Origin of the sequence: Streptomyces shenzhenensis (genome assembly GCF_021462265.1) — a bacterium.
Lineage (GTDB): Bacteria > Actinomycetota > Actinomycetes > Streptomycetales > Streptomycetaceae > Streptomyces > Streptomyces shenzhenensis.
In genome coordinates this window covers 105,063-129,158 of record NZ_JAJONF010000013.1, presented here as the reverse complement: position 1 = coordinate 129,158, position 24,096 = coordinate 105,063, and the positions used below count along the sequence as shown (strand labels likewise).

18 protein-coding genes are annotated in these 24,096 nt (G+C 72.2%); 12 read left to right on the top strand and 6 right to left on the bottom strand.

The genetic code is table 11. The features are described 5' to 3' along the window. The first annotated feature begins 293 nt into the window (after positions 1-293). Positions 294-2,927 carry a winged helix-turn-helix domain-containing protein gene (locus LQ326_RS19020; protein WP_234538317.1) on the top strand — a complete coding sequence of 878 codons (2,634 nt, stop codon included), beginning with the start codon at positions 294-296 and terminating at the stop codon, positions 2,925-2,927. A gap of 8 nt (positions 2,928-2,935) precedes the next feature. On the opposite strand, the gene LQ326_RS19015 is transcribed toward LQ326_RS19020, so the two are convergent. The 3 genes from LQ326_RS19015 to LQ326_RS19005 form a co-directional block, all read right to left on the bottom strand. Continuing rightward, complete coding sequence (locus tag LQ326_RS19015) at positions 2,936-3,193, bottom strand: DUF8691 family protein (protein ID WP_234538314.1); 258 nt, start codon at positions 3,191-3,193, stop codon at positions 2,936-2,938. Positions 3,194-3,312: 119 nt separating this feature from the next. Then, complete coding sequence (locus tag LQ326_RS19010; protein WP_234538312.1) at positions 3,313-4,770, bottom strand: catalase; 1,458 nt, start codon at positions 4,768-4,770, stop codon at positions 3,313-3,315. A 124-nt stretch (positions 4,771-4,894) separates the two neighbouring features. Continuing rightward, on the bottom strand, positions 4,895-5,593 hold the full coding sequence (locus tag LQ326_RS19005; protein ID WP_234538310.1) for an aquaporin: 699 nt from the start codon (positions 5,591-5,593) through the stop codon (positions 4,895-4,897). Positions 5,594-6,219: 626 nt separating this feature from the next. On the opposite strand from LQ326_RS19005, the gene LQ326_RS19000 reads away from it, so the two are divergent. The 11 genes from LQ326_RS19000 to LQ326_RS48340 all read left to right on the top strand — a co-directional run bounded on the left by LQ326_RS19000 (position 6,220) and on the right by LQ326_RS48340 (position 19,935). Next, a complete protein-coding gene (locus LQ326_RS19000; protein ID WP_234538308.1) occupies positions 6,220-7,440 on the top strand; it encodes a sensor histidine kinase in 1,221 nt (406 codons plus the stop codon). 81 nt (positions 7,441-7,521) lie between these two features. After that, positions 7,522-8,334 (top strand): LytR/AlgR family response regulator transcription factor, encoded by an 813-nt coding sequence (locus LQ326_RS18995; RefSeq protein ID WP_234538307.1) that lies wholly within the window; start codon positions 7,522-7,524, stop codon positions 8,332-8,334. Further along, on the top strand, positions 8,327-8,704 hold the full coding sequence (locus LQ326_RS18990) for a hypothetical protein (RefSeq protein WP_234538305.1): 378 nt from the start codon (positions 8,327-8,329) through the stop codon (positions 8,702-8,704). Before LQ326_RS18995 ends, LQ326_RS18990 begins: the two co-directional genes overlap by 8 nt. Then, positions 8,701-10,266: a sodium/solute symporter gene (locus LQ326_RS18985; RefSeq protein ID WP_234538303.1), complete on the top strand. Its 1,566-nt coding sequence runs from the start codon at positions 8,701-8,703 to the stop codon at positions 10,264-10,266. Before LQ326_RS18990 ends, LQ326_RS18985 begins: the two co-directional genes overlap by 4 nt. A 301-nt stretch (positions 10,267-10,567) precedes the next feature. Then, positions 10,568-11,221: an acetate uptake transporter gene (locus tag LQ326_RS18980; protein WP_234538301.1), complete on the top strand. Its 654-nt coding sequence runs from the start codon at positions 10,568-10,570 to the stop codon at positions 11,219-11,221. 39 nt (positions 11,222-11,260) lie between these two features. Next, positions 11,261-13,216 (top strand): acetate--CoA ligase, encoded by a 1,956-nt coding sequence (gene acs / locus LQ326_RS18975; protein WP_234538299.1) that lies wholly within the window; start codon positions 11,261-11,263, stop codon positions 13,214-13,216. 21 nt (positions 13,217-13,237) lie between these two features. Beyond that, positions 13,238-13,891, top strand: a complete 654-nt coding sequence (locus LQ326_RS18970) for an adenylate kinase (protein ID WP_234538297.1) — start codon at positions 13,238-13,240, stop codon at positions 13,889-13,891. Next, complete coding sequence (locus tag LQ326_RS18965) at positions 13,888-14,262, top strand: DUF485 domain-containing protein (protein WP_234538296.1); 375 nt, start codon at positions 13,888-13,890, stop codon at positions 14,260-14,262. Before LQ326_RS18970 ends, LQ326_RS18965 begins: the two co-directional genes overlap by 4 nt. Then, positions 14,259-15,851: a sodium/solute symporter gene (locus LQ326_RS18960; protein ID WP_234538294.1), complete on the top strand. Its 1,593-nt coding sequence runs from the start codon at positions 14,259-14,261 to the stop codon at positions 15,849-15,851. Before LQ326_RS18965 ends, LQ326_RS18960 begins: the two co-directional genes overlap by 4 nt. A gap of 262 nt (positions 15,852-16,113) precedes the next feature. Beyond that, the gene (locus LQ326_RS18955; protein ID WP_234538293.1) at positions 16,114-16,320 is read left to right on the top strand and encodes a hypothetical protein; all 207 of its coding nucleotides are present in this window, start codon (positions 16,114-16,116) and stop codon (positions 16,318-16,320) included. Positions 16,321-16,323: 3 nt separating this feature from the next. Further along, a complete protein-coding gene (locus LQ326_RS48340; protein ID WP_308401957.1) occupies positions 16,324-19,935 on the top strand; it encodes a SpoIIE family protein phosphatase in 3,612 nt (1,203 codons plus the stop codon). 137 nt (positions 19,936-20,072) lie between these two features. Here LQ326_RS48340 and LQ326_RS18945 read toward each other — a convergent pair whose 3' ends face one another. The 3 genes from LQ326_RS18945 to LQ326_RS18935 all read right to left on the bottom strand — a co-directional run bounded on the left by LQ326_RS18945 (position 20,073) and on the right by LQ326_RS18935 (position 23,983). Next, entirely contained in the window at positions 20,073-21,308 is a 1,236-nt protein-coding gene (locus tag LQ326_RS18945; protein WP_234538395.1) for a L,D-transpeptidase, read from the bottom strand. A gap of 331 nt (positions 21,309-21,639) precedes the next feature. Beyond that, entirely contained in the window at positions 21,640-22,542 is a 903-nt protein-coding gene (locus LQ326_RS18940) for an RNA repair domain-containing protein (RefSeq protein ID WP_234538292.1), read from the bottom strand. A 241-nt stretch (positions 22,543-22,783) separates the two neighbouring features. Next, a complete protein-coding gene (locus tag LQ326_RS18935) occupies positions 22,784-23,983 on the bottom strand; it encodes a cytochrome P450 family protein (protein ID WP_308401955.1) in 1,200 nt (399 codons plus the stop codon). Positions 23,984-24,096 lie beyond the last annotated feature (113 nt).

The following is a 24,096-nucleotide window of genomic DNA, read 5'->3' as shown; positions in this document are numbered from 1 at the left end:
TCGCCGTCACACCGCGAGCGGTCCAGGCCGTCACCCGTGCCCCCCGGCCACGGGAGGACGTTCCGTGAACCGGCGCACGCCGCGGCCCGACGGCCGTACGAGCCGTTCTCCGGCGCTGTGAACCGCCGCACAGCCGGTGGGGGGATCCACCGCGGTGAGGGCCGGCCGTCGCGCAGGTCGGCGGGAATTCACCGCCGACCTGTGCGATGGTCGGAAGTGAGCACCGTTCCCCCGTCGACTTCACCGTGATCGCCATGCGCACAGGCACTTCCCAGAGCGCCGACACTCGGACCGTGCCCGCTGTCCCGGGAGGGGTCGTCTCCCGCCGCGCGCTGTACGCACGCCTTGCCACAGGCACGCGCGTCACCACGCTCTCGGCGCCGGCCGGCAGCGGGAAGACGGTCCTGCTGCGCTCCTGGATCCGTGACACGGGCCTGGCGGACCGTGCCGCGTGCGTGTCCGTGCAGCGCGAGGAACGCGATCCGCAGCGGTTCTGGATCGCCGTGTGCAACGCGCTGCGGGCCACGGACGCCGTGGCCGGCCTGGTGCGGCCGTTGACGGAGGCGCCGGAGCCGGACGGGTGGACCATCGTCGAGCGGCTGCTGCACGACCTCGCGGCGCTGGCGGGTCCGGTCTGGCTGGTCATCGACGACCTGCACGAGCTGCGGTCGGCGGAGGCGCAGCGCCAGCTGGAACTGCTGCTGCTGCGCGCGCCGACGCAGCTGCGGTTCGTGCTGGCCACCCGGCGGGATCTGCGCCTGGGCCTGCACCGGCTGCGGCTGGAGGCGCAACTCACCGAGATCCGGGCGGACAGTCTGCGGTTCAGCCCGGAAGAGGCGGGAGCGTTGTTCCGGGGCGCCGGGGTGGAGCTGTCCGGGCCCACCCTCGCGCGGTTGCACGAGCGGACCGAGGGATGGGCCGCCGGGCTGCGGCTGGCCGCGCTGTCGCTGGCGGGGCATCCGGACCCGGAGGGATTCGCGGCCGGATTCGCCGGCAGCGAGCGGACCGTGGCCGACTACCTGCTGGCCGAGGTGATGGAGCGGCAGAGCGAGGACGTACGGCGAGTGCTGTTGCGCACCAGCGTGCTGGAGCGGGTCAACGGTGAGCTCGCCGACCTGCTGACGGGAGGTTCGGGCGCCGAACGTGTGCTGCAGGACCTGGAAGAGGCCGGGGCGTTCGTGATCTCACTGGACGCGCGGCGGTCCTGGTTCCGCTACCACACGCTGTTCTCGGACCTGCTCCAGCTGGAGCTGCGACGTACCGCTCCGGAGGAGGTGGCCGTGGTGCACCGTGCCGCGGCCGGCTGGTACGCGGAGCACGGGTATCCGGTGGAGGCCATCCGGCACGCCCAGGCGGCGGGGGACTGGGGTCCGGCGGCCCGTCTGCTGTCGGACCACTGGATCGGCCTCGGTCTTGACGGGCAGGCCGCCGCGGCTCACGCCCTGCTGGCCCGCTTCCCCGCCGAGCTGATCGCGGCCGACGCGGAGCTCACGGCGCTGGCGGCGCTCGACGAAGCCGAGCACGGTTCGCTGGCGGAGGTGGAGCGGCGGCTGGCCCTGGCCACCCGCCGCCCGGAGAGGGTGCGCGCGGACCGGCGCGAGCACGTCGATCTGATGGTGACCGTGCTGCGGCTGCTGCTGGCCCGCCAGCGTGGCGACCTGCCGGCCGTGGTCGAGGAGGCGCGGCGGTTGCTCGGCTCGGGCGAGGTGCTGGACGCGGAGCTCGAACGCGGGGCCGAGCTGCGTGCTCTGGCTCTGATCAGCCTGGGCATCGCCGAGACCTGGTCCCAGCGGTACGAGGACGCGGACCGGCATCTCGAACGGGGCGTCGCGTTGGCCCGTCGGACCGGGCGGCCGTATCTGGAGGTCCTGGGGCTGGCGCACTGGGCGGTCGTGGCGCTCAGCCGGGAGCTCGCCGTGGCCGCTGAGCGTGGCCGGCAGGCCATGGAGCTGGCCCACCGGCACGGCTGGGCCGACGAGCGGATCGTCACGGCCGCGCATGTGGCGCTCGGCCTGCACATGCTCTGGCGGGGACGGCTCGACGAGGCGGAGCCGTGGTGGGAGCGGGCCGAGCGAGCGGTGCGTCAGGAGACCGACCCGGTGACCGTCCTGATCCTGCACTACGGCCGCGGGTTGCTCGACCTCGCACGGATCCGCGACGAGGACGCACTGGCCGGTTTCCGCGCCGCCGAGCGCGTGACCCGTCTGGTGGCCGCCCGGCATCCTCTCGCCACGAAGGCGCGGGCGTTCCAGCTGCACACCCTGGTGCGGCTCGGCGAGGTGGAACGGGCCGAACGGGCGCTGGCCGAGATGGACCCGCGTGAGCGCGAGACCGGGGAGACCCGGGTCGCTCTTGCGGCGCTGCGTCTCGCCCGGGACGACCCGCAGGCCGCGACCGCCGCGCTCGCACCCGTCCTGGACGGCTCCGCCCCGCTCATGGAACCCCGCGGCTGGCTGGTCCAGCCCCTCCTGCTGGACGCGATCGCCCGGGACGCGCTCGGCGATCAGGCCGCCGCCCGACGCACCCTCGAAAGCGCGCTCGGTCTCGCCGCGCCCGACGCCACCGTGCTGCCCTTCCTCCTGCACCCCGTGCCGGCATTGCTCGAGCGCCATGCCCGTCGCGGGACCGCTCACGCCGGCATGGTCTGCGAGATCCTCGACCTCCTGGCAGGCAAGCGGCGGGAACCGGCGGCCGGTACCCCGTCCCGGCTGCGCGAGCCGCTGACCCACAGCGAGACCCGCGTACTGCGCTACCTGCCGACGAACCTGCCCGCGCCGGAGATCGCGGACGAGCTGTCCCTTTCCGTGAACACGGTGCGGACGCACATGCGGCACCTGTACGGGAAGCTCGGCACGCACAGCCGCAGCCAGGCTGTGGAGCGGGCCCGGGCCCTGGGCCTGCTCGCGCCCTCCGCACGCGGGTCCTGAGCCGGGCCTCAGGCACGGCCCTCGCCGCGGCCCCGGCCGTTCGCCGGCGGGTCACCGCGGCGGCGCAGACCGGTCAGCTCCAGGCCGAGCGACTCGATCTGTGCCAGCACGCCGTGCAGCGCGGACTGGTCGGGCAGCGTCCCGGTGAGCACGGTCGCGGCTCCCTCGGTCTCGGCGTGCAGGCCGGGAAACGCGCCGAGCAGGGTCGGGCTCAGGTGACCGCGCACGCGGATCTCGTAGCACGGGGATGTCGTCGGACGGTTCATCGCGCCAGCGTTCCGCCCAGAGACTGGGCTGTTCCATGCCGGACCACTCACTGTTCCGGCGTCAAGGGGACGGGCCCGGCGCGGGCGGCGCCGGGCCCATGGGCGGTGTGGGCCGACGGTCAGGACCGCCCGTCGCGGACGGCCTTCTCGACCCGCTCGCCGAGCGGCTGGTCCACGTTCTTCCAGTACTGGAAGGAACGTTCCAGTACCGGTTCGGACACCCCACCCAGCAGATGGCCGGCGATGTTGGACACCAGCCGGTCGCGCGCGGCGTCGTCGAGGACCTCGCGGACCAGGGTGCCGGCCTGTCCCCAGTCGTCGTCGTCACGGCGCAGGGCGTACGCCTGGCGGACCATCTCGCCGTCGGCGGACCAGCGCACCTCCGCGGCGATGACCGGGTCGGCCTGCGGGCCGCCGTAGGAGTTCGGCGCGTACACCGGGTCGGAGGCGTTGCGGATCCGCATCACGCCGTCCTTCGAGTAGGAGTGCACCTCGACCTTCGGCGAGTTCACCGGGATCTGCTTGTAGTTGACCCCCAGCCGGGCCCGGTGCGCGTCGGCGTAGGAGAACCCTCGGGCCAGCAGCATCTTGTCCGGTGACAGGCCGGTGCCGGGCACCTGGTTGTTGGGCTCGAACGCGGCCTGCTCCATTTCGGTGTGGAAGTCGCTCACGTTGCGGTCCAGCGTCAGCCGGCCCACCTCGTGCAGCGGGTAGTCGCCGTGCGGCCACACCTTGGTCAGGTCGAAGGGGTTGAACCGGTAGGTCTTGGCGTCCTCGAACGGCATGATCTGCACCTTCAGCGTCCAGCTCGGGTACTCCCCGCGCCTGATCGCCTCGAACAGGTCACGCCGGTGGTAGTCACCGTCCTTGCCGGCGAGTTCGTCCGCCTCGGCCTGGGTGAGGCACTCGATGCCCTGGTCGGAGATGAAGTGGTACTTGACCCAGGAGAGTTCGCCGGCGGCGTTGAGCCAGGAGTAGGTGTGGCTGGAGTACCCGTTCATGTGCCGCCAGGTCCGCGGGATGCCCCGGTCACCCATCAGCCAGGTCACCATGTGCGCCGACTCCGGGGACAGTGTCCAGAAGTCCCACTGCATGTCGTTGTCCCTGAGGCCGCTGTCGGCGCGGCGCTTCTGGGAGCGGATGAAATGCTGGAACTTCAGGGGGTCCCGCATGAAGAACACCGGCGTGTTGTTCCCGACGAGGTCGAGATTGCCCGCGGCGGTGTACAGCCTCAGCGAGAACCCGCGCGGATCACGCCAGGTGTCCGGGCTGCCCTGTTCCCCGGCCACGGTGGAGAACCGGATGAGCGCCTCGGTACGGGCGCCGGGCTGGAACACCGCGGCCTTGGTGTGGGCGCTGACGTCGTTCGTGACCTCGAAGGAACCGAACGCGCCGGCTCCCTTGGCGTGCGGCTGGCGCTCCGGGATCCGCTCCCGGTTGAAGTTGGCCATCTGCTCGATCAGGTAGTGGTCCTGGAGCAGGATCGGGCCGTCCGGGCCGACGGTCAGCGAATGGTCGTCGCTGGCGACCGGGATTCCGGCGTCGTTCGTCGTCGGCTTGGGCTGCATGCTGGTCATGGACCTTGTCTCCTGTCGGGGTGGTGGGGGTGCGTGTCGGTGGTGGGTGCGCGACGGGCGGCTGCCCGGGGGACGAGCGACCGGGGGCGTTTTCGGGCGGAGAGCGACGACGGTCCGCGCCCGGTCACCTGTCGCCGGGATTGAGTGCCAGGAACGCCAGGCCGGCCGCGATGCCGGCGGCCAGCTGCACGACGAGGTAGACCCAGATCGTCGACCAGCCGAACAGCCCCGCCGTGGCGCCGCCCAGCGCGACCGCCGGGTTGAACAGGCCGCCGGAGATGCCGCCGACGGCGAACGCGCCGGCCGCCACGGTGAAGCCGATCGCGAGCCCGTAGAACCCGTTGTCGGGCTGGTCCTTGCTGGTGGCCACGTTCAGCACGACGTAACACAGCGCGAAGGTGATCAGCAGCTCGGCCACGGCGGCGGCCGCCTCGGTGTGCCCGGCCAGGGTCAGGGTCCTGACCTGCGCGGGGTTGACCACGGCCCGGCCGATGATCCCGGCGACGACGCCGCCGACCACCTGCGCGACCCAGTACCCGGCCGCGTCCCGGACCCCGATCCGGCGCCGGACGAGCACCGCCAGCGTGACCGCCGGGTTGTAGTGGCCGCCGGAAATGTGACCACCGGCGTAGATCATGACCATCAGGGTCGCGCCCGCCGCCAGCGGCACGAACGTACTGCCGCTCAGCGCGGCCACCGCGACCGCGAACGTCAGGAAGAACGCGCCGATGAACTCGGTCACGTACTTCCGCGCCGCCAGCGCGTACTCCGGGACGGCAGTCGTGTACATCGGCGCTTTCTCTCGCGCGGTTGCTTCTGCCATGGTGGTGCTCCGTTTCCAGTTCGTCGCAGCACTCCCACCCTCACGTCCGGCCTGGTGAACCGGCGTCACATGGTTCTGGTGGTCTTCGGACCGGACCGCCGGATGCCAGCTCAGGCCCCGGGCGGAGGGCGGGGGCGGACGACGGGGCCCGATGCCGGGCCGGTCCTGGTGAGGGAGGCGTGTCACCCGTAGTTGGTGAGGCCCGGGACACGCCGTCACGCGCGGGCCGCGGGTCGCGGCGACCCGTACGGGGCACGTCCCCGTGCGGCCCGGGGACGGCGGCCGGGCGCGGGGCGCGGTCCCCGGGCCGGCCGGTGCCGATGGCGCGCAGCCGGCAGGCGGCGAGGACGCCGGCGGATCCGGTGCCGGCGGCGGCCGGCCGGCGGTGCCGCTGCGCCTGCCACCCGGACGGAGAAGCCCGGCAGGAGGCGGCCGGGGCGGAAGAGGACCCGGTCGGCGGCATCCGGAGCGGCCCCAGCCGGGAGCGTCGCGCATCCGCTGCGGCGCGCAGGTGCTCCGGTACCCGTGAACGAAACGGAAACGGATCGCCGTGTCGTCTCCCGGGTGGGACAGGCGGCACGTTCCTGACTCGTCCACCCGCTCCGCAGGGGGTTACCGTGTCCGCCATGAAGGGCGTATTCCGGCACCGGCGCTGGCCGCGGCGGCACGTCGGTTTCGACGGGCGTGCCGGGCAGACGGCCTTCGAGGCGTTGCACCGGACGTCCCTCGCGGCCCCGGCGTTGCGCGGCGGCCTGACCGAGGCGTCGGCCGGCGCGGCCGCGCGGCATCTGCGGCAGCTGCTGGGCGTCCCGGCGCTGGCCGTCACCGACACCGAGCGCGTCCTCGCCTGGGACGGCGCCGGCAAGCACCACGGCCCGGCGGCGGTGGACCTGGCCGCCGACGTGCTGGCGGGCGGCGGGAGTGCCGTGCTGAGGGCCGACCGGGTGTGGTGCGGGCAGGTGCGCTGCGAGCTCAGGGAGGCCGTCGTCGCGCCCCTGGTGGTGGAGGACCGGGTGGAGGGCACGCTGGTCGCTTACGCGCCCGGGGTGTCGGCGGGCCTGGTCCGCGCGGCCGGCGAGGTGGCCCGCTGGACGTCAGGGCAGCTGGAACTGGCGGAGCTGCACCGTTCCCGCACCCGCCTGGTGGAGGCCGAGCTGCGGGCGCTGCGCGCGCAGATCTCCCCGCACTTCTCGTGCAACGCCCTGACCGCGATCGCCTCGCTGGTGCGCACCGATCCGGAGCGGGCCCGCGAACTGCTGCTGGACTTCGCCGACTTCACGCGCTACTCCTTTCGGCGCCACGGTGAGTTCACCACGCTGGCCGAGGAGTTCCGCTCGATCGGCCAGTACCTGGTCCTGGAGCAGGCGCGCTTCGGCGACCGGCTGCGCGTCGACGTCCAGGCGGCCGTGGAGGTGCTGCCGGTCGCGGTGCCGTTCCTGTGCGTGCAGCCGCTGGTGGAGAACGCCGTCCGGCACGGCTTCGAGGGCCGGACCGGCCCCGGGAAGATCACGGTGCTCGCCTGGGACGCGGGTGCCGAGGCGCACATCACCGTGGAGGACGACGGAGTCGGCATGGACCCCGAGGAGCTGCGGCGCATCCTGGCCGCGGGCGGTGCCGGGGCCTCACCTTCCTCCCGTTCGGGTTCCCCCCGTTCGGGAGGCGTCGGACTGGGGAACGTCGACGCCAGGCTGCGGCAGGTGTACGGGGACGCGTACGGCCTGGTGGTGGAGACCGCGCCCGGGGCGGGCACCAAGGTGCGGATCAGGGTGCCCAAGTACCGGGCGGGGGTGACGGCACCGGCGGGAGGCGGCCAAGGGCCGGGCGAAGAGGCCGGAACGCTCAGTTGAGCGCTACCCGGTCACGGATGTGGCGCATCCCACAGCTCCAGGGAGATTGACCCGCTGTGCGGAAAATGTACACACTCACGCATGCTGAGCATTCTGGTGGCCGACGACGAACCGCACGCCCTGGACGAACTCGTCTACTTGCTCGGCCTGGACCCGGGCGTCGGCCGCGTGGACTCCGCGGCGGACGGCGCCGCCGCGCTGCTGGCGCTGGACCGCGCGCTGCAGGAGAACAGGACCGTGGACGCCGTCTTCCTCGACATGCGCATGCCCGGCCTGGACGGGCTGGAGGTGGCCAGGGTCCTGTCTCGCTTCACCGACCCGCCGCCGGTGGTGTTCGTCACCGCGTACGACGACTTCGCGGTGCACGCCTTCGAGGTGGGGGCCCTGGACTACCTGCTCAAGCCGGTGCGCGCCGGGCGGCTCGCCGAGACCGTCCGGCGCATAGCCGAGCGGCGGGCGGATCCGGCCCCCGCGGCCCCGGACGCCACCGCCGCCGCGCCCGCGCCCCCGGCCGAGCAGCCGGCGGAGAACGACGCCGAGACGATCGCCGTCGAGCTGTCCGGTGTGACACGGTTCGTGCGGCGCTCGGAGGTGCGGCACGTGGAGGCGTGCGGCGACTACGTGCGTCTGCACCTCGCGTCCGGCAGCTGCCTGCTGCGGGTGCCGCTGTCCAGCCTGGCGGACCAGTGGCAGGACGCCGGATTCGTGCGGGTGCACCGCCGCCATCTGGTCGCCACCGGTCACATCGAGGAGCTGCTGGCCGACTCCGGACGGCTGTCGGTCCGCGTGGCCGGCGCCGTCCTGCCGGTCAGCCGCCGCAGCAACCGCAGACTGCGGGAACTGCTGCTGCCCCCGTCCGGCCCGCCGAGGGGAAGAGGTGCCGCCGATGGCTGAGCCGGCCCGGCGCGTGACCGTCACCCATCCGCGCACCCGCGCCGCCCGGCCCGGCCGGCCGAACGCCGCGGTACGCGACGTACACGAACAGACCCCGCTCGGCGAGGTGTACGTCGAGGCGCTGATGCGCACCCAGCTCCGGCTGGCGCTGCTGGTGTGCGGCGCGGTCTGCCTGCCGCTGGCCTGTCTGCCGCTGCTGCTGCTCGGACACCTGGGGGCGCCGCCCGGGATACGGCTGTGGGGTGTCGGCCTGCCCTGGCTGGTCCTGGGGCTGCCGGTCTACGTGCTGCTGGTGACCGCCGGGCTCTGCTACCTGCGCCGGGCCGAGCGGCACGAACGCGACTTCGTCGAGCACGTCCACCGCTCATGAGCACAGCGGAGAACCTGACCGCCGTCCTGCTGGTCGTCGTCCTGACGGTGGCCGTCGGCGGCTACGGCCTGAGGTCGCGCTCCACCCCGGACTTCTACGTCGCCTCCCGCACGGTCTCGCCGCTGCGCAACGCGGCCGCCGTCAGCGGCGAATACCTCTCGGCCGCCTCCTACCTGGGCATCGCCGGACTGCTGGTGGCGTACGGAAGCACGATGCTCTGGTACGGCATCGGATACACGGCCGGCTACCTGGTGCTGCTCGTCCTGGTGGCCGCCCCGCTGCGCAGGTCGGGGGCCTACACCGTCTCCGACTTCGCCGAGGCACGCCTGGGCTCGCAGGCGGTGCGGCGGACGGCCACCGCTTTCGTGGTGCTGATCGGGTGGCTCTACCAGGTACCGCAGCTGCAGGCCGCGGGACTGGCCCTGCACGCGGCCCTGGGAGCGCCGGCCTGGTCGGGAGCCGTGCTGGTGACGGCGGTGGTCCTGGTGAGCGTGATCGCCGGGGGCATGCGCAGCGTCACGCTCGTCCAGGCCGTCCAGTTCTGGCTGAAACTGGCCGCGCTCGCCGTCCCGGCGATCGTCCTGCTGCTCGTCTGGCACGGCGCCTGGCACCCGTCCGGCAGCCCGCCCGCGGCCCCCGCGCCGGCCGCCCGCACCACGGCGGACCAGGGCGGCGGGCAGGCACTCTACGGCGTGTACTCGCTGATGGTGGCCACCTTCCTGGGGGCGATGGGCCTGCCGCACGTCATCGCCCGCTTCTACACCAACCCCGACGGCCGCGCGGCCCGCCGCACGACCGTGGGCGTCCTCGGTCTGCTGGGCGTGTTCTACCTGCTCCCCGAGATCTACGGCGGGCTCGGGCGGCTCTACACGCCCGGCCTGGCCGCGGCCGACCGGGCGGACGCCGTGGTCCTGCTGCTGCCGGGACGGCTGGTGCCGGGCCCCACGGGCCAGCTGCTGACGGCGCTGGTGGTCGCCGGCGCCTTCGCCGCCTTCCTCTCGACCTGCTCCGGGCTGGCCCTGTCGGTGGCCGCCGTGCTCTCGCAGGACCTCCTCGGCGGCGACGTGCGCGGCTTCCGCCGGGCCTCCGCGCTGGCCGTGCTCGCCCCGTGCGCCATCGCGCTGCTGCTGTCGGAGAGCGGCGTGTCCGTGGCCCACGAGGTCGGGCTGATCTTCTCGGTGGCCGCCTCCACGTTCTGTCCGCTGCTGGTGCTCGGCATCTGGTGGCGGCGGCTGACCCCGTCCGGAGCCGTCGCCGGGATGCTCGTCGGCGGCGGACTGTCGGTGTCCGCGCTGATGCTCACCCTGCTGGGCGCGGGCGGCCCTGGCTGGGCCGGCATCCTGCTCGCCGAGCCCGCGGCCTGGAGTGTGCCGGCGGCGTTCCTGACCATGGTGGGCGTGTCGTTGGCGACGCCCGGCACGGTGCCCGCGGGCACCTCCAGGATGCTCGCCCGCCTGCATATGCCGGAGTCCCTGGACGCGGGCACCGCCGGCCGCTCAGCGGTGGCGGACGACCGTTCGTCCCGCACCCCCGTCCGTCCGTCGCGCGACGGACGCCACTGACCGACAAGTCCCGTACCGGGACTCCCCGTCGTGGCGCGGGTGCAGCACAGTAACCGGCCAGAGCGGGAAAACCACGGAAACGCCCGGCCGCCAAGCCGCGCTCCCGACCGGGAGCGGCAGCCGGACGTCCCACCGCCCGTGCCTACGGGCGCGCCACCTCACGGCCCCGACCCCGAGCCGCCCCGCCGCCCACACCGCACACCGCTCACCGCAACCGTCTGCCGCCGTGCGCGCCCGCAGACGGCGCATCACACCGTCCCAGGACCGTGCCGAGCAGGCACCCCGACCCAAGGACCGCGCCATGACCCAGACCCAGACGCCCGTCACCGACGAGCTGCCCGCCGTTCCCCAGGAGCAGAACCCGGCCGCGCAGGCGCCGTCGCACCCGCCGATCGCCGACCCGGGCCCGCTGGGCCTGGCCGGGTTCGCCCTCACCACCTTCGTGCTCTCCTGCTTCAACTCCGGCCTGATCAAGGACGGAACGCTGGAGGCCGTGGTGCTGCCGCTCGCGCTGTTCTACGGCGGCATCGCCCAGGTTCTCGCCGGCATGTGGGAGTTCCGCAAGAACAACACCTTCGGCGCGCTGGCGTTCACCTCGTACGGGGCCTTCTGGCTCTCCTTCGCGGGCTACGTCAAGTTCGTCGCCCCCCACCTGGTGGCGGCCCACGCCCATCAGGCGACGGGCCTGTTCCTGCTGGCCTGGACGATCTTCACCGTCTACATGACGATCGTCACCACCCGCATCAGCGGTCTCCTGCTCGCCATCTTCTCGGTGCTGTCGGTGACCTTCGGGCTTCTCACCGCCGGTCAGTTCCAGCAGCAGACGTCCCTGATCCACATGGGCGGCTGGGCGGGCCTGCTCACCGCGCTGCTCGCCTGGTACGGCTCGTTCGCCGGGGTGGCCAACGCCAGCTGGAAGAACCGGTCCCTGCCGACGTGGCCCTTCCAGGGCTGATCCACCACCTGCCGACCGACCGAGGACAAGGGAGTCCCCATGAGCAACGAGAGCCTGGCCAGCCTGCTGAAGGAGGAGCGGCGGTTCGCGCCGCCCGCCGACCTGGCCGAGAACGCCAATGCCACGGCCGAGGCGTACGAACAGGCCGAGGCTGACAGGCTCGGCTTCTGGGCCGAGCAGGCCCGCCGGCTGACCTGGGCCAAGGAACCTGCCGAGACGCTGGACTGGTCGAACCCGCCGTTCGCGAAGTGGTTCAAGGACGGCGAGCTCAACGTCGCGTACAACTGCGTGGACCGGCACGTCGAGGCGGGCCTCGGTGACCGCGTCGCCATCCACTTCGAGGGCGAGCCCGGCGACAGCCGCTCGATCACCTACGCCGAGCTGAAGGACGAGGTCTCCAAGGCGGCCAACGCCCTCACCGAGCTGGGCGTCGGCGCGGGCGACCGGGTCGCCGTCTACCTGCCGATGATCCCGGAGGCCGTCGTCGCGATGCTGGCCTGTGCCCGCATCGGCGCCGCGCACTCGGTCGTCTTCGGCGGCTTCTCCGCCGACGCCATCGCCACCCGGATCGAGGACGCCGACGCCAAGGTCGTCATCACCGCCGACGGCGGCTACCGGCGCGGCAAGCCGTCCGCGCTCAAGCCCGCCGTGGACGAGGCGCTCGGCCGCACCGCCGGCGTGGAGAAGGTGCTGGTCGTCCGCCGCACCGGGCAGGACGTGCCGTGGACCGGGGACCGGGACGTGTGGTGGCACGAGATCGTCGAGCGGCAGTCGGCCGAGCACACGCCGGAGGCCTTCGACGCCGAGCACCCGCTCTTCATCCTCTACACGTCCGGCACGACCGGGAAGCCGAAGGGCATCCTGCACACCTCCGGCGGCTACCTCACCCAGGTCGCGTACACCCACCACGCGGTCTTCGACCTCAAGCCGGAGACCGACGTCTACTGGTGCACCGCGGACATCGGCTGGGTCACCGGCCACTCGTACATCGTGTACGGGCCGCTGGCCAACGGCGCGACGCAGGTGCTGTACGAGGGCACGCCGGACACCCCGCACCAGGGCCGCTTCTGGGAGATCGTGCAGAAGTACGGAGTGAGCCTCCTGTACACGGCGCCCACCGCGATCCGCACGTTCATGAAGTGGGGCGAGGAGATCCCCGCCAAGTTCGACCTGTCGTCCCTGCGGGTGCTGGGCAGCTGCGGCGAGCCGATCAACCCGGAGGCGTGGGTCTGGTACCGCGAGCACATCGGCGGTGGCCGCTGCCCGATCGTGGACACCTGGTGGCAGACCGAGACCGGCGCGATGATGATCTCCCCGCTGCCCGGTGTGACGGAGACCAAGCCGGGCTCCGCGCAGACCCCGCTGCCCGGCATCGCCGCGACCGTCGTCGACGACGAGGCGGCGGAGGTCCCGAACGGATCCGGCGGCTACCTGGTGCTCACCGAGCCCTGGCCCGCCATGCTCCGCACCATCTGGGGCGACGACCAGCGGTTCATCGACACCTACTGGTCCCGTTTCAAGGGCCGCTACTTCGCCGGGGACGGCGCGAAGCGGGACGAGGACGGCGACATCTGGCTGCTGGGCCGGGTCGACGACGTGATGGTGGTCTCCGGACACAACATCTCCACCACGGAGGTGGAGTCGGCGCTGGTGTCGCACCCGGCGGTGGCGGAGGCGGCCGTCGTCGGCGCCAAGGACGAGACGACCGGGCAGGCCATCGTCGCCTTCGTCATCCTGCGCGGTTCGGCCTCGCAGGACGACGGGCTCGTCGGCGAGCTGCGCGACCACGTGGGCGCCACGCTCGGCCCCATCGCCAAGCCCAAGCGGATCCTGCCGGTGGCGGAGCTGCCGAAGACCCGCTCGGGCAAGATCATGCGCCGGCTCCTGCGGGACGTCGCGGAGAACCGGCAGCTCGGTGACGTCACCACCCTCACCGATGCCGGCGTCATGGACCTGATCCAGGCCCAGCTCCCCGCCGCGCCGGCCGAAGACTGACCAAGGAAACAGGAACAGAGAATGCGTATCGTTCTGATCGGCCCTCCGGGTGCGGGCAAGGGCACCCAGGCCCGTGTCCTGGCCGGCCTGCTGTCCGTCCCGGCGATCTCCAGCGGGGACCTGTTCCGCGCGGAGACCAGCCGGGGCACCGCCCTCGGCGAGCTGGTCCAGCGGCACACGGACGCCGGTGAGCTGGTGCCCGACGAGCTCACCGCGGCCGTCGTCACGGGGCGCCTGCGCGAACCCGACGCGGCGGACGGCTTCCTGCTCGACGGCTTCCCCCGGACCGTAGGGCAGGCCGAACTGCTGGAAGAGGCCCTGGGGAAGGACGGGACCGTGATCGACGCGGTGCTCGCCCTCGGGCTGCCGGACGAGGAGATCGTGCAGCGGCTGACGGGCCGGCGCCTGTGCCCGGCGTGCGGGACGACCGTGCACACGGTGTTCTCCCCGCCCCGCGTCCCCGACAGGTGCGACGGGTGCGTGGGCCCGCTCGTCAGGCGCGCCGACGACACCGAGGAGACCGTTCTGCGCCGCCTCGCGCTGTACGCGGAGCAGACGGTCCCGCTGCTGCGGTGGTACGCCGCCCGGGACCTGCTGTTCCCCGTGGACGCGGCGGGTACGGTGCGGGAGGTCTCCGACCGGATGAGCTCGGCCCTGGCGGCGGTGGCGCGGTGAACCAGTTTCCCCGGCCCCCCGCGCACCACGAACCGGGTGACGCCCCGGCGACGGCGGCCCAGTACGGGCAGCCGCCCGTGGACCTGCGCGAACTTCGCCGCCTGCGCCTCGCCTTCGGGACGCGGGCCGCGGTCACCGTCGTCGGCGGCTATCTGCTCCTCATCCTGCTGTCCGGCTTCGCGCCCGGGCTGATGGCCACCGCGCTGTGGGGACACCTCACCTTCGGACTGATGTGGAGTCTCGCGCTGTTCGCCGCGCTGTTCCTCACCGCGTGGCGCTACGACCGGCACATGCGCACCCGGTTCGACCCGCTCGCCGGCAGACTGCGCGCGCACCGCGACCGCACCGCCGCTGGAAGGGGTGAGCGGTGACCACCGCCTGGGGCGTCATCCCCCTCAACCAGGTAGGACTGCCGCTGGTCCTGTTCCTCGTCTTCCTCGTCGTCACCATGTTCACGGCCATCATCAACAGTCCCCACCGCGACGAGGTCAACGAGTTCTACCTCGGCAGCCGCACGCTGTCGCCGCTGCGGTACGGCATGGCGATGTGCGGTGACTACCTCTCGGCGGCGACGCTGCTGGGCAGTACCGGCCTGGTCTGCCTGACCGGCTACGACGGCCTGCTGTATCTGGTGGGCACCGCCATCGGCTGGATCATGGTGCTGCTGCTGATCGCCGAACCGCTGCGCAACACCGGTCTGTTCACCCTCGGCGACACCGTCGCCCTGCGGATGCGGGACCGGCAGCGGCCGGTCCGGCTCGCCATCGGGGTCTGCGCCCTCGTCGTGTCCGTCCTGTACCTGGTGGCCCAGCTGTCGGCGAGCGTGGCCCTGCTGACCCAGTTCACCGGGATGCCCGGGGGCGCCGTGCGTGCCCTGTGCGTGATCATCATCGGCTGCCTCGTGGTCTTCTACGTCGCGGTCGGCGGGATGCCCAGCACCACGTTCATCCAGGTCGCCAAGACCGCGCTGCTGGTGGTCGTGACCGTGGTGGCCGTCCTCCTGGTGCTGAGGCGCTTCTCCTGGAGCGGCGACGACCTGCTCGGCGCGGCCGCCGCGAACAGCGGGCACGGGGACGCCTATCTGCGGCCCGGCCTGCGGTTCGGGGTCAGCACCACCAGCAAGCTGGACTTCCTCAGTCTCGCGCTGTCCATGGCCCTGGGCGTCGGAGGGCTCCCGCACATCGTCATGCGCCTGCTGTCACCGGGCAGCGCACGCCAGTTGCGCACGGCGGTGCTGTGGACGATCGGCCTGGTGGGCGCCGTGTGCCTGGCGCTCGGCATCCTGGGCCTGGGCGCGGCCGCGGTCGTCGGCACCGACACCGTCCGGGCCGCCGACTCCACCGGCAACTCCGCGGTGCTCCTGCTCGCGCAGTCGGTGGGCGGAACCCTGCTGGTGGCGGCCTTCTCCTGCCTCGTCTTCGCCACGATCCTCTCCGTGGCCGCCGGCGTCACACTGGCGGCGGCCTCGGCACTGGCCCACGACGTGTTCGCGCACGGCATCCGCAAGGGCCGGGTGGAGGACCGTCAGGAGGTTGCCGTGGCGCGTCTGTCGGCCGGCGCGGTCGGCGCGCTGGGAATCTTCATCGCCCTGCTGGCCTGGGACTGGAACGCGGCCTCACTCGCCTTCCTCGCCTTCGCCATCGCCGCCTCGTCCCTCGTGCCGACCATCGTGTACACGCTGTTCTGGCCCCGCTTCAACGCGGGCGGCGCGCTCCTCGGTCTCTACGGCGGCCTCGGCTGCTCCGTGCTGCTGGTCGCCTTCAGCCCGCTCGTCTCCTCCACACCGACGTCACTGCTGCCCTCGGCGGACTTCGCCTGGTTCCCCCTGCAGAACCCGGGCATCGTCGCCATCCCGGTCGGGTTCCTGCTGGGCTGGCTCGGCACCGTCCTGAGTGCCAGGACGGCGGACGTCGCCACGTACCACGAGTTCGAGGAGCGCTGCCTGGCCTCCGCCGAGTGACGCGCGGACGCCGCCAGGGCCCGGGCACCGTCGAAGGAAAGGCGACGGCGCCCGGGCCGCGTCCAGCCCGTGCGGCCGCCTCCCGGATCACCCCGACAGGTGTCTCGCCCGGGCCCCGGAGTCTGCGGTAGCGGGCGTCCCGGTGCCGTGTTGAACTGAGCACAGCGCGCGTCACTACGGCGCCGATCGACGCCGCGGTCCGGCATCGGTCACATTCGGGCACATGTCGCACCTCGCGGCATCGAGGATGTGGAGGCGGCTCATGGCGGAGTCGCGCGACGACGAGCAGCTCGGTCTGCGCCTGGCCGCTGTGGCGGCGGCGGGGTTCGTGCTGATCGTTCCGCCGTTCCTGGCGCGGTTCGACCGCATGGGCCAGGTCTTCGGCGTCCCCGTTCTCGCGGCGTACCTGTTTCTCGTCTGGGCGATCGTGATCGGTCTGGTCGCCGTGATCGGCGGCAGATCGAGGTAGGCCGTGCTCCAGACCTGGATCGTCGCCGCGGTTTCGGCCGGATACCTCGGTCTTCTCTTCGCCGTGGCCTTCTACGGTGACCGGCGGGCGGATTCCGGTCGGAGCATCATCAACAACGCCACGGTCTACGCGCTGTCCTTCGGCGTGTACGCCACCTCCTGGACGTACTACGGCAGCGTGGGCTGGGCCGCCGGGGCCGGCGTCGGCTTCCTGCCGATCTACCTGGGTCCGACGCTCATGCTCGCGCTGGGCTGGCTGGTGCTGCGCAGAATCATCCGGATCAGCCACCGGCACCGGATCACCTCGCTGGCCGACTTCGTCTCCGCCCGTTACGGCAAGAGCACCGCGCTGGGCTGTCTGGTGACGGTCATCGCCGTGGTGGGGGTCGTCCCCTACATCTCGCTGCAGCTCAAGGCGGTCTCCATCACCTTCGCGGTCATCCGGCGGTACCCCGTCACCTCCAGCCCGAAGCTGAGCCACATCCCGCTGCTGCAGGACACCGGGTTGTACGCGGCCCTGGTACTCGCCGCGTTCACCATCGTCTTCGGCACCCGCCATCTGGACGCCACCGAACGCCACGAGGGCATGGTCGCCGCCATCGCCTTCGAGTCGGTGGTCAAGCTCGTGGCGTTCCTCTCGGCCGGGATCTTCGTGGTCTTCTGGATGTTCGGGGGCCTCCACGACCTGTTCTCCCGGGCCGAGGACGCCGGCCTCACCACCCTGTTCACACTGCGCGAGCAGACCGGCTACGGCACGTGGGTCTGGCTCACGGTGCTGTCCATGCTGGCGATCGTGCTGCTGCCCCGGCAGTGGCAGATCAGCGTCGTCGAGAACGTCGACGAGAGGCACCTCAAACGTGCGATGTGGCTGTTCCCGCTGTACCTGCTCGCGATCAGCGTCTTCGCGCTTCCCGTCGCGGCCGCCGGGCTCCTGCGGTTCGGAAAGGCCGTGGACGCCGACACCTATGTGCTGACCCTGCCGATGGCCGGAGGCCAGCAGGCACTCGCGCTGCTCGTCTTCATCGGCGGCCTCAGCGCGGCCACCAGCATGGTCATCGTCGAGACGACCGCGCTCAGCACCATGGTGTCGAACTCACTCGTGATGCCGCTGCTGCTGCGCAGCAGGTCCCGGCTGACGCACCGGGGCAACCTCGCCGGGCTGGTGCTGGGCATCCGCCGGGCGACCATCGTGCTGGTCCTGCTGCTCGGGTACGCGTACTTCCGGCTCGCGGGCGAGCAGACGGCACTGGTGTCGATCGGCCTGGTGTCGTTCGCGGCCGTGGCACAGTTCGCGCCCGCCGTCCTGGGCGGCCTGTTCTGGAAAGGCGGTACCCGCCGGGGCGTGCTGGTCGGTCTGGTGGCGGGGTTCGCAGTGTGGGCGTACACCCTCGTGCTGCCGACCTTCGCCGATGCCGGGCTGCTGCCCGCTTCCTTCCTGCGGGAGGGCCCCCTCGGCATGGGGCCGCTCCGGCCACGGCAGCTGTTCGGCATGGCGGGAATGGACCCGATCAGCCATGCGATGTTCTGGAGTGCGCTGCTGAACTTCGGCGGGTATGTCGCGGTCTCCCTCGTGGACCGGCCGAACGCCGCCGAGCGGGCGCAGGCGGAGCAGTTCGTCGACATCCTCGGCGAGCCTGTCAGGGAGCGGCGCTGGCAGGTCCGTGCCACGGTCGGTCAGCTGCAGACCCTGCTGGAGCGCTTCCTCGGGCGGGAGGGCGCCCTGCGCGCGTTGCGCTCCTACCCTGGTGGAAGACCCGACTCACTGGCGGCCGAAGCGCCGCCGGAGCTGGTCCATCACGCGGAAGCCCAGCTCGCCGGTTCGGTGGGCACCGCGTCCGCGCGGCTCGCGGTCGCCGCGGTGGCCGGAGAGGAGGAGCTCGGCACCGAAGAAGTGATGGAGATGATCGGTGAGGCGTCGCAGCGGGTCGAACTGGTCCGGTGGCGGCTCAAGCTGCTCTACGACGCGACCGGCGGCATCGGCACCACCCTCGATGTGACCCGCACGGCCGAAGAGCTGACGCAGGTCGCGGTTCCGCGCTTCGCCGACTACGTCACCGTCGACCTGGCCGAGTCCGTGCTGAGCGACGCGGAACCGGAGATAAACGGCACGGGCACCGGCAGCCAGCGGATGCGGCGCGCGGCGGTCAGCGGCATCCACGACAACGCTCCCTTCATCCCCGTCGGCGACCTGATCACTTACGGGCCGTCCACACCACAGGCCCACAGCGCCGAGAGCGGGAAGGCGGTCCTGGTACCTCGTCTGCGTGATGCCACGCGATGGATGGAGGTGAGCCCCGTGCGGGGCTCCCGCATCATCGACTACGGGATCCATTCGCTCATCACGGCGCCGCTGTCCGCCCGCGGCGTGCTGCTGGGCGTCGTCCACTTCTGGCGCTCCGAGAAGCCCGAGCCCTTCGATCAGGACGATCTGTCCCTGGCGGCCGAACTGGCCACCCGGGCCGCCGTCTCCCTCGACAACGCACGCCGCTACACCCGCGAGCACGGCCTGGCCGTGGCGCTGCAGCGGAGACTGCTGCCGCACACGCTGCCCGAACAGAACGCCGTCGAGGTCGCTTCCCGGTACCTCCCCGCAAAGGCGGTCGGCGGCGACTGGTTCGACGTCATCCCGCTGCCGGGCGCCAGGGTGGCGCTGGTCATGGGCGACATCGTCGGGCACGGACTGCATGCCGCGGCCACCATGGGGCAGCTGCGCACCGCCGTGCACAACTTCTCCACCCCCCTGGACCTGCCGCCCGACGAACTCCTCAGCCACCTCGACGAGTTGGTCACCCTCATCGACAAGGACGCGATAGCGGCCGGCGACCGGACCACCGTCACCGGCGCCACCTGCCTGTACGCGGTCTACGACTCCGTGGCCGGCACCTGCTGCATCGCCGGCGCCGGCCACCTCGCGCCCGCGCTCGTGCACCCCGACGGGACGGTGGAGTTCGTGGACGTGCCGTCCTGCCTTCCCCTCGGCATCGGCGGACTGCCCTTCGAGTCCACCGAGCTGCGGCTGCCCGAGGGCAGCAAACTGGTCCTGTTCACCGACGGCCTCGTCGAGCGCCGCGACCTGGACGTCGACGCCGGGCTCCGGCTGCTCCGCGAGACGCTGGCGCACGCGGACCAGTCCCCCGAGGAGACCTGCGACGCCGTGCTCGGCGCCCTGCTCCCGGAGCACCGGAGCGACGACATCGCGCTGCTCGTCGCCCGTACGCGGGTGCTGGGGCCCGGGCAGGTCGCCGAATGGGACGTGGAGAGCGACCCCGCCGCCGTTCGCCGCGTACGCGCGGCCGTCTCCGCCCGGCTCATGGAGTGGGAGCTGGAGGACCTCGTGTACACCACGGAGCTGATCTGCAGCGAACTGATCACCAATGCCATGCGCCACGCCACCGGGCCGATCAAGGCGCGGTTGATCCGCGACCGCGCGCTCGTCTGCGAGGTCTCCGACCACAGCAGCACCTCGCCGCATCTGCGCTACGCGGCCAGCACGGACGAGGGCGGCCGGGGCCTCTTCCTGGTGGCCCAGTTCGCCGAGCGCTGGGGCACGCGCTACACGAAGGACGGCAAGGTCATCTGGGCCGAGCAGACGACGCCGGGAACGCTCGCCGGCTGACCGGCGCCGCCCGCGGATGCCGCGCGTGCCGGCGATCGGCCACGCACACGCGACGGACCCGGTGGCGGTACGTCCCCGGCTGCCTTCCCGGCCCCGCGCCTTCGGCAGTGGCCGGACCACGGCCCGCTCCGCGTCCGTCACGCGTGAGGGGCGCCGCCGGACACGCTCCGGGTCGCGCTGCCCGAGACCCACTCGGCCCACGGCATGTTCCAGTCGCTGAGGCCGTTGTCCGGGGCCGGCGCGGTCTTGTCCGCGGAGTTCTTGACGATCACGACGTCACCGGTCATCGAGTTCTCGAAGAACCAGGCGGCGGGCTGCCCGCCGTCGCCGCCGCCCCTGACGTCCTTCAGGCCCACGCAGCCGTGACTGGTGTTGACCTTGCCGAAGACCGAGTCGGCGCCCCAGTAGTTGCCGTGGATGAACGTGCCCGAGTCGGTCAGGCGCATGGCGTGCGGTACGTCGCCGATGTCGTACGCGGGCTTGCCGTCCTCCTTCTTGAGGCCGACGCTCGCACCGTTCATGCGGATCTGCCGGTACTTCTCGGAGATGACCATCCGGCCGTTGTACGTCGGGTGCTCGGGGCTGCCGGACGAGATCGGGATGGTCTTGACCGTCTTGCCGTCCCGTACGACGGTCAGCTGCTTCGTCCTGGCGTCGACGGTGCTGATCTGGCTCCGCCCGATCTTGAACGTGACCGTCTTCCGGATGCCGTGGTGGGTGAGCCTGACGGTGACGGTGGAGCCGGGCTTCCAGTAGTTCTCGGGGCGGAAGTCCAGGCGGTTGCCGTTGAACCAGTGGCCGACGACCCGCTGGCCGCTGCTGGAGCTGACCTGGATCTCCGACTCGACGGCGGCCTTGTCGCCGACCGCTCTGCCGAAGCTGACCGTCACCGGCATGCCCACACCGACGGTCGAGCCGTTCTCGGGGGAGACGTGCCCGAGGAAGTCGTTGGCCGGGGAGACCGTGGTGATGGTGGCGTTCCCGGTGGCGGCGCGGCCCTGGGCGTCTTCGGCCTCCGCGGCGACCTGGTACCTGGTGGCCCGCTCCAGGGAGCCGTCCGGCTTCCAGGACGTGCCGTCCGGGGACAGCGTGCCCGGGATCTCGGTACCGGTGGCGACGTCGGTCATGGTCACCCTGGTGAGCCTGCCGTTGCTGACGGCGGCTTCCACGGGGGCGTTGATCCCGACGCCGTGGGCACCCTGACCGGGCGTGATCCTTATTCGGGCGTCGGAAGTGTCCTGGGCGCCCGCCTGATCCGCCTGTGCCCGCGATGCCGGGTGGTTCCCGGTGCCGTTGCCGCTGGTGGCGGCGTTGCTGGTACCGCCGAGGGCCGTGAGTGCGAGTATGCCGCCGAGCACGCCGGCCGTAGCCATCAGCCCGGTGCTTCGCTTACGTACCGTGATCAAACGCTTCTCCTGTGCCGTTGTCGTCGTCCCCTCCCCGGAGCTGGTTACCGCAGGAGTGCAACCGGCTTCAAAGAACTACATTTACGCATTCATCCGTCCTGAAGTGGACCAATTGTGTCGAGTTCCACGTTGGCGGGGCGTCGCCGAGGCTCTGCTCGGCGGCCGTACGGTGCGTAGCCGATCCGCGGCGGAGACGCGCGCACGGCAGGCTCGTCAGCGGCGGCTCGGCCCCCGCGCCTCCGCGACCTGGACGCCCGGCGGCGACGTTTCGTGCCACCCGGTCATGGCCTCACCGGCCTCACCTGTCGGAGATCTCTGAGAGCCATGCCGTGTCCTCCGGGCCGGGTGCTTCGACGCCGGGCGCGGGCAGCCGGCGGACCTCGCCCGTGCGCAGGGCGATCGTGGCCCGTGGCCGCATCGGCCCCTGGCCCCTGCGCGAGAGCAGGACGAGTGCCCAGACCGTCGCCGTCATGGCGTCGAGCCGGACGGCGCAGTCGGCGCTGACCCGCCGCGGATCCCGGGTCCGGCCCAGGGACAGGTGCGGGGTGAAGTTCTCGGTGGGCCCATGACAGTGCGGAAACCGCTGCCGCAGTGCGCGGTGCAGGTCCGCCCACGGTGCCCTGCCGGCCGCCGCGGGGTCGAGCCACACGGTGGAGTACGCCCTGTGCCGGAAGGTCCGCACCCCGTCCAGCCGGGCGGTGAAGACCGGCGCCTCGGCCGTCGCCGCGGCGAGCAGCGAGGCGGCCCGCCCGAAGCCGGACTCCGGGACGAAGGGGAAGAGCACATTGACGTGCGGCGGCCAGCGGTAAATCTGCGGATCGTAGTCCCGGCGGATGTCCTGGATCGGCGGCCACAGCTCCGCGGGCGGGATCCAGGCCACCGCTGTGCGGGCCGTCGGGGGCAGGCCGAGGACGCCGACGGGCTCTCCCCGGCCGAAGCCCGGCTCCGCCCGCGTGTTCCGCACCCGGCCGGCGCCCGACACGTCGATGCGGTCCACCCGTGTCGCCCGGTCCCAGACCACCTCCCCGTCCGCCTCGATGAACACCACCCGGTGCCACGGGATGTCGCCCCCAGGCACGAAGGAGGCCAGCGCGACGCGCTTCACGGCACCCCCACGCTGGCTGATCCCCAGCACGAACCGGGCCGGGTCGAACCGCGGGTCCCAGCGGACCTGGTGATAGATCTCGTCGCTGGTTCGCATCACGCCTCCTCTCCCGCCGCCGCGCCCCCTCCTCCAGGGTGCCGCGCGTCCTGCCTTCGGCGGTCGTCCGGCAGCAGCCGGGGGAAGGCGGACCCGCTCGGCAGGGCGAGCTGGGGCAGACGCGACAGCACGCGGGGCCGGTCTGACCCGCCCGTCCGGCGGCCGAGGCCAGTTCGTGCGAACCCGCACGTCACAGGTCATGGACAGCGGCTTTCGGCGCCCGTGGCGTCGCCGCGCGAGGTCAGGACTTCCAGCGGACCGGCAGCTGACGTGGGCCGCGGATGAGCATGCCGTGGCGCCACGTCAGGGCGGCCGGGTGGGCGTCGAGGGCGAGATCGGGGCAGCGCTCCAGCAGGGCACGGACAGCGATCCGGGCCTCCATGCGGGCGAGCGGCGCTCCGAGGCAGTAGTGGATGCCGTGGCCGAAGGCGACGTGACCGCCCGCGGGCCGCCGGATATCGAAGCGGGCCGGGTCGGGGAAGCGGGCCGGGTCGTGGTTCGCGTCCGCCAGAGCCACGAGGACCAGTTCACCTCCGCCGGGGATGTCCGTGGCGCCGATCTCGACCGGCTCGGTGGTGAACCTGAACGTCGGCGTCTCCACCGGCCCGTCGTAGCGCAGCATCTCCTCCACCGCGTTGTCCATCAGCGTCATGTCGTCGCGAAGCACGGCGAGCTGGCCGGGGTGGGTCAGCAGCGCCAACACGCCGTTGGAGATCAGATTGACGGTGGTCTCGTGCCCCGCGACCAGCAGCAGCCAGGCGGTGCCCCGCAGCTCGTCCGGGGAGAGCCGGTCGCCGTTCTCGTCGGTGGTCCGGATCAACGCGCTCATCAGGTCCGGACCCGGCGCCAGGCGCTTGCGCTCCAGTAACCCGGCGAGATAGTCGGCCACCTCACCCGTCGCCGCCTGCCGCGCGGCCGGGTCCGGGTCGGTGAGTATCGTGCCGGTCCAGGCACGGAACGCGGCCCTGTCCAGCATCGGGACGCCGAGCAGCTCGCAGATCACCGAGATGGGCAGCGGGAACGAGAGTGCCTCGACCAGATCGGCCCGCCCTTCCGGAAGCGCCGTCATCGCGTCGAGCAGCTCGTCGGTGATCTGCCGCACGCGTGGGGCGAGCTGCTCGATCCGGCGCGGAGTGAACTCGCGGACGACCAGCTTGCGCAGCCGCTCGTGGTCCGGTGGGTCGGAGTTGAGCATGTGCGGCCCCGCCGAAGGACTGGGGAGCGGGAAGGAGGGCGAGGCGTTCTTCCACTGCTTGGACAACCGCGGATCCACGAGCGCGGCCCGGCCGGCCTCGTACCCGACGACAAGCCAGGCCTCCGTACCCTCCGGGATCCGTACCCTGTGCACGGGGCCGCGCTCACGCAGCGCCGCGTAGACCGGATACGGATCGCGGACGAAGTCCTCGCCCATCGCCACCAGATCGATCACGTCGGCCGACATCGCCCCACCCCGTCTCCTGGTCCGCTTCGACGCTAGCAGCGGGCGACGCCTCGGCGAAGGACGCATCCAGCCGCACCGGGCGGGAGACGGCGGGCACGACGCGGACGGCCAGG

Coding starts and splice junctions, on each gene's coding strand:
- LQ326_RS18970 (WP_234538297.1), top strand. CDS start 13,238: ATGCGTATCGTTCTGATCGGCCCTCCGGGTGCGGGCAAGGGCACCCAG.
- LQ326_RS18990 (WP_234538305.1), top strand. CDS start 8,327: ATGGCTGAGCCGGCCCGGCGCGTGACCGTCACCCATCCGCGCACCCGC.
- LQ326_RS18980 (WP_234538301.1), top strand. CDS start 10,568: ATGACCCAGACCCAGACGCCCGTCACCGACGAGCTGCCCGCCGTTCCC.
- LQ326_RS18940 (WP_234538292.1), bottom strand. CDS start 22,542: ATGCGAACCAGCGACGAGATCTATCACCAGGTCCGCTGGGACCCGCGG.
- LQ326_RS18995 (WP_234538307.1), top strand. CDS start 7,522: ATGCTGAGCATTCTGGTGGCCGACGACGAACCGCACGCCCTGGACGAA.
- LQ326_RS19000 (WP_234538308.1), top strand. CDS start 6,220: ATGAAGGGCGTATTCCGGCACCGGCGCTGGCCGCGGCGGCACGTCGGT.
- LQ326_RS18955 (WP_234538293.1), top strand. CDS start 16,114: ATGGCGGAGTCGCGCGACGACGAGCAGCTCGGTCTGCGCCTGGCCGCT.
- LQ326_RS18985 (WP_234538303.1), top strand. CDS start 8,701: ATGAGCACAGCGGAGAACCTGACCGCCGTCCTGCTGGTCGTCGTCCTG.
- LQ326_RS19010 (WP_234538312.1), bottom strand. CDS start 4,770: ATGACCAGCATGCAGCCCAAGCCGACGACGAACGACGCCGGAATCCCG.
- LQ326_RS19015 (WP_234538314.1), bottom strand. CDS start 3,193: ATGAACCGTCCGACGACATCCCCGTGCTACGAGATCCGCGTGCGCGGT.
- acs (WP_234538299.1), top strand. CDS start 11,261: ATGAGCAACGAGAGCCTGGCCAGCCTGCTGAAGGAGGAGCGGCGGTTC.
- LQ326_RS19005 (WP_234538310.1), bottom strand. CDS start 5,593: ATGGCAGAAGCAACCGCGCGAGAGAAAGCGCCGATGTACACGACTGCC.
- LQ326_RS18945 (WP_234538395.1), bottom strand. CDS start 21,308: ATGGCTACGGCCGGCGTGCTCGGCGGCATACTCGCACTCACGGCCCTC.
- LQ326_RS18935 (WP_308401955.1), bottom strand. CDS start 23,983: ATGTCGGCCGACGTGATCGATCTGGTGGCGATGGGCGAGGACTTCGTC.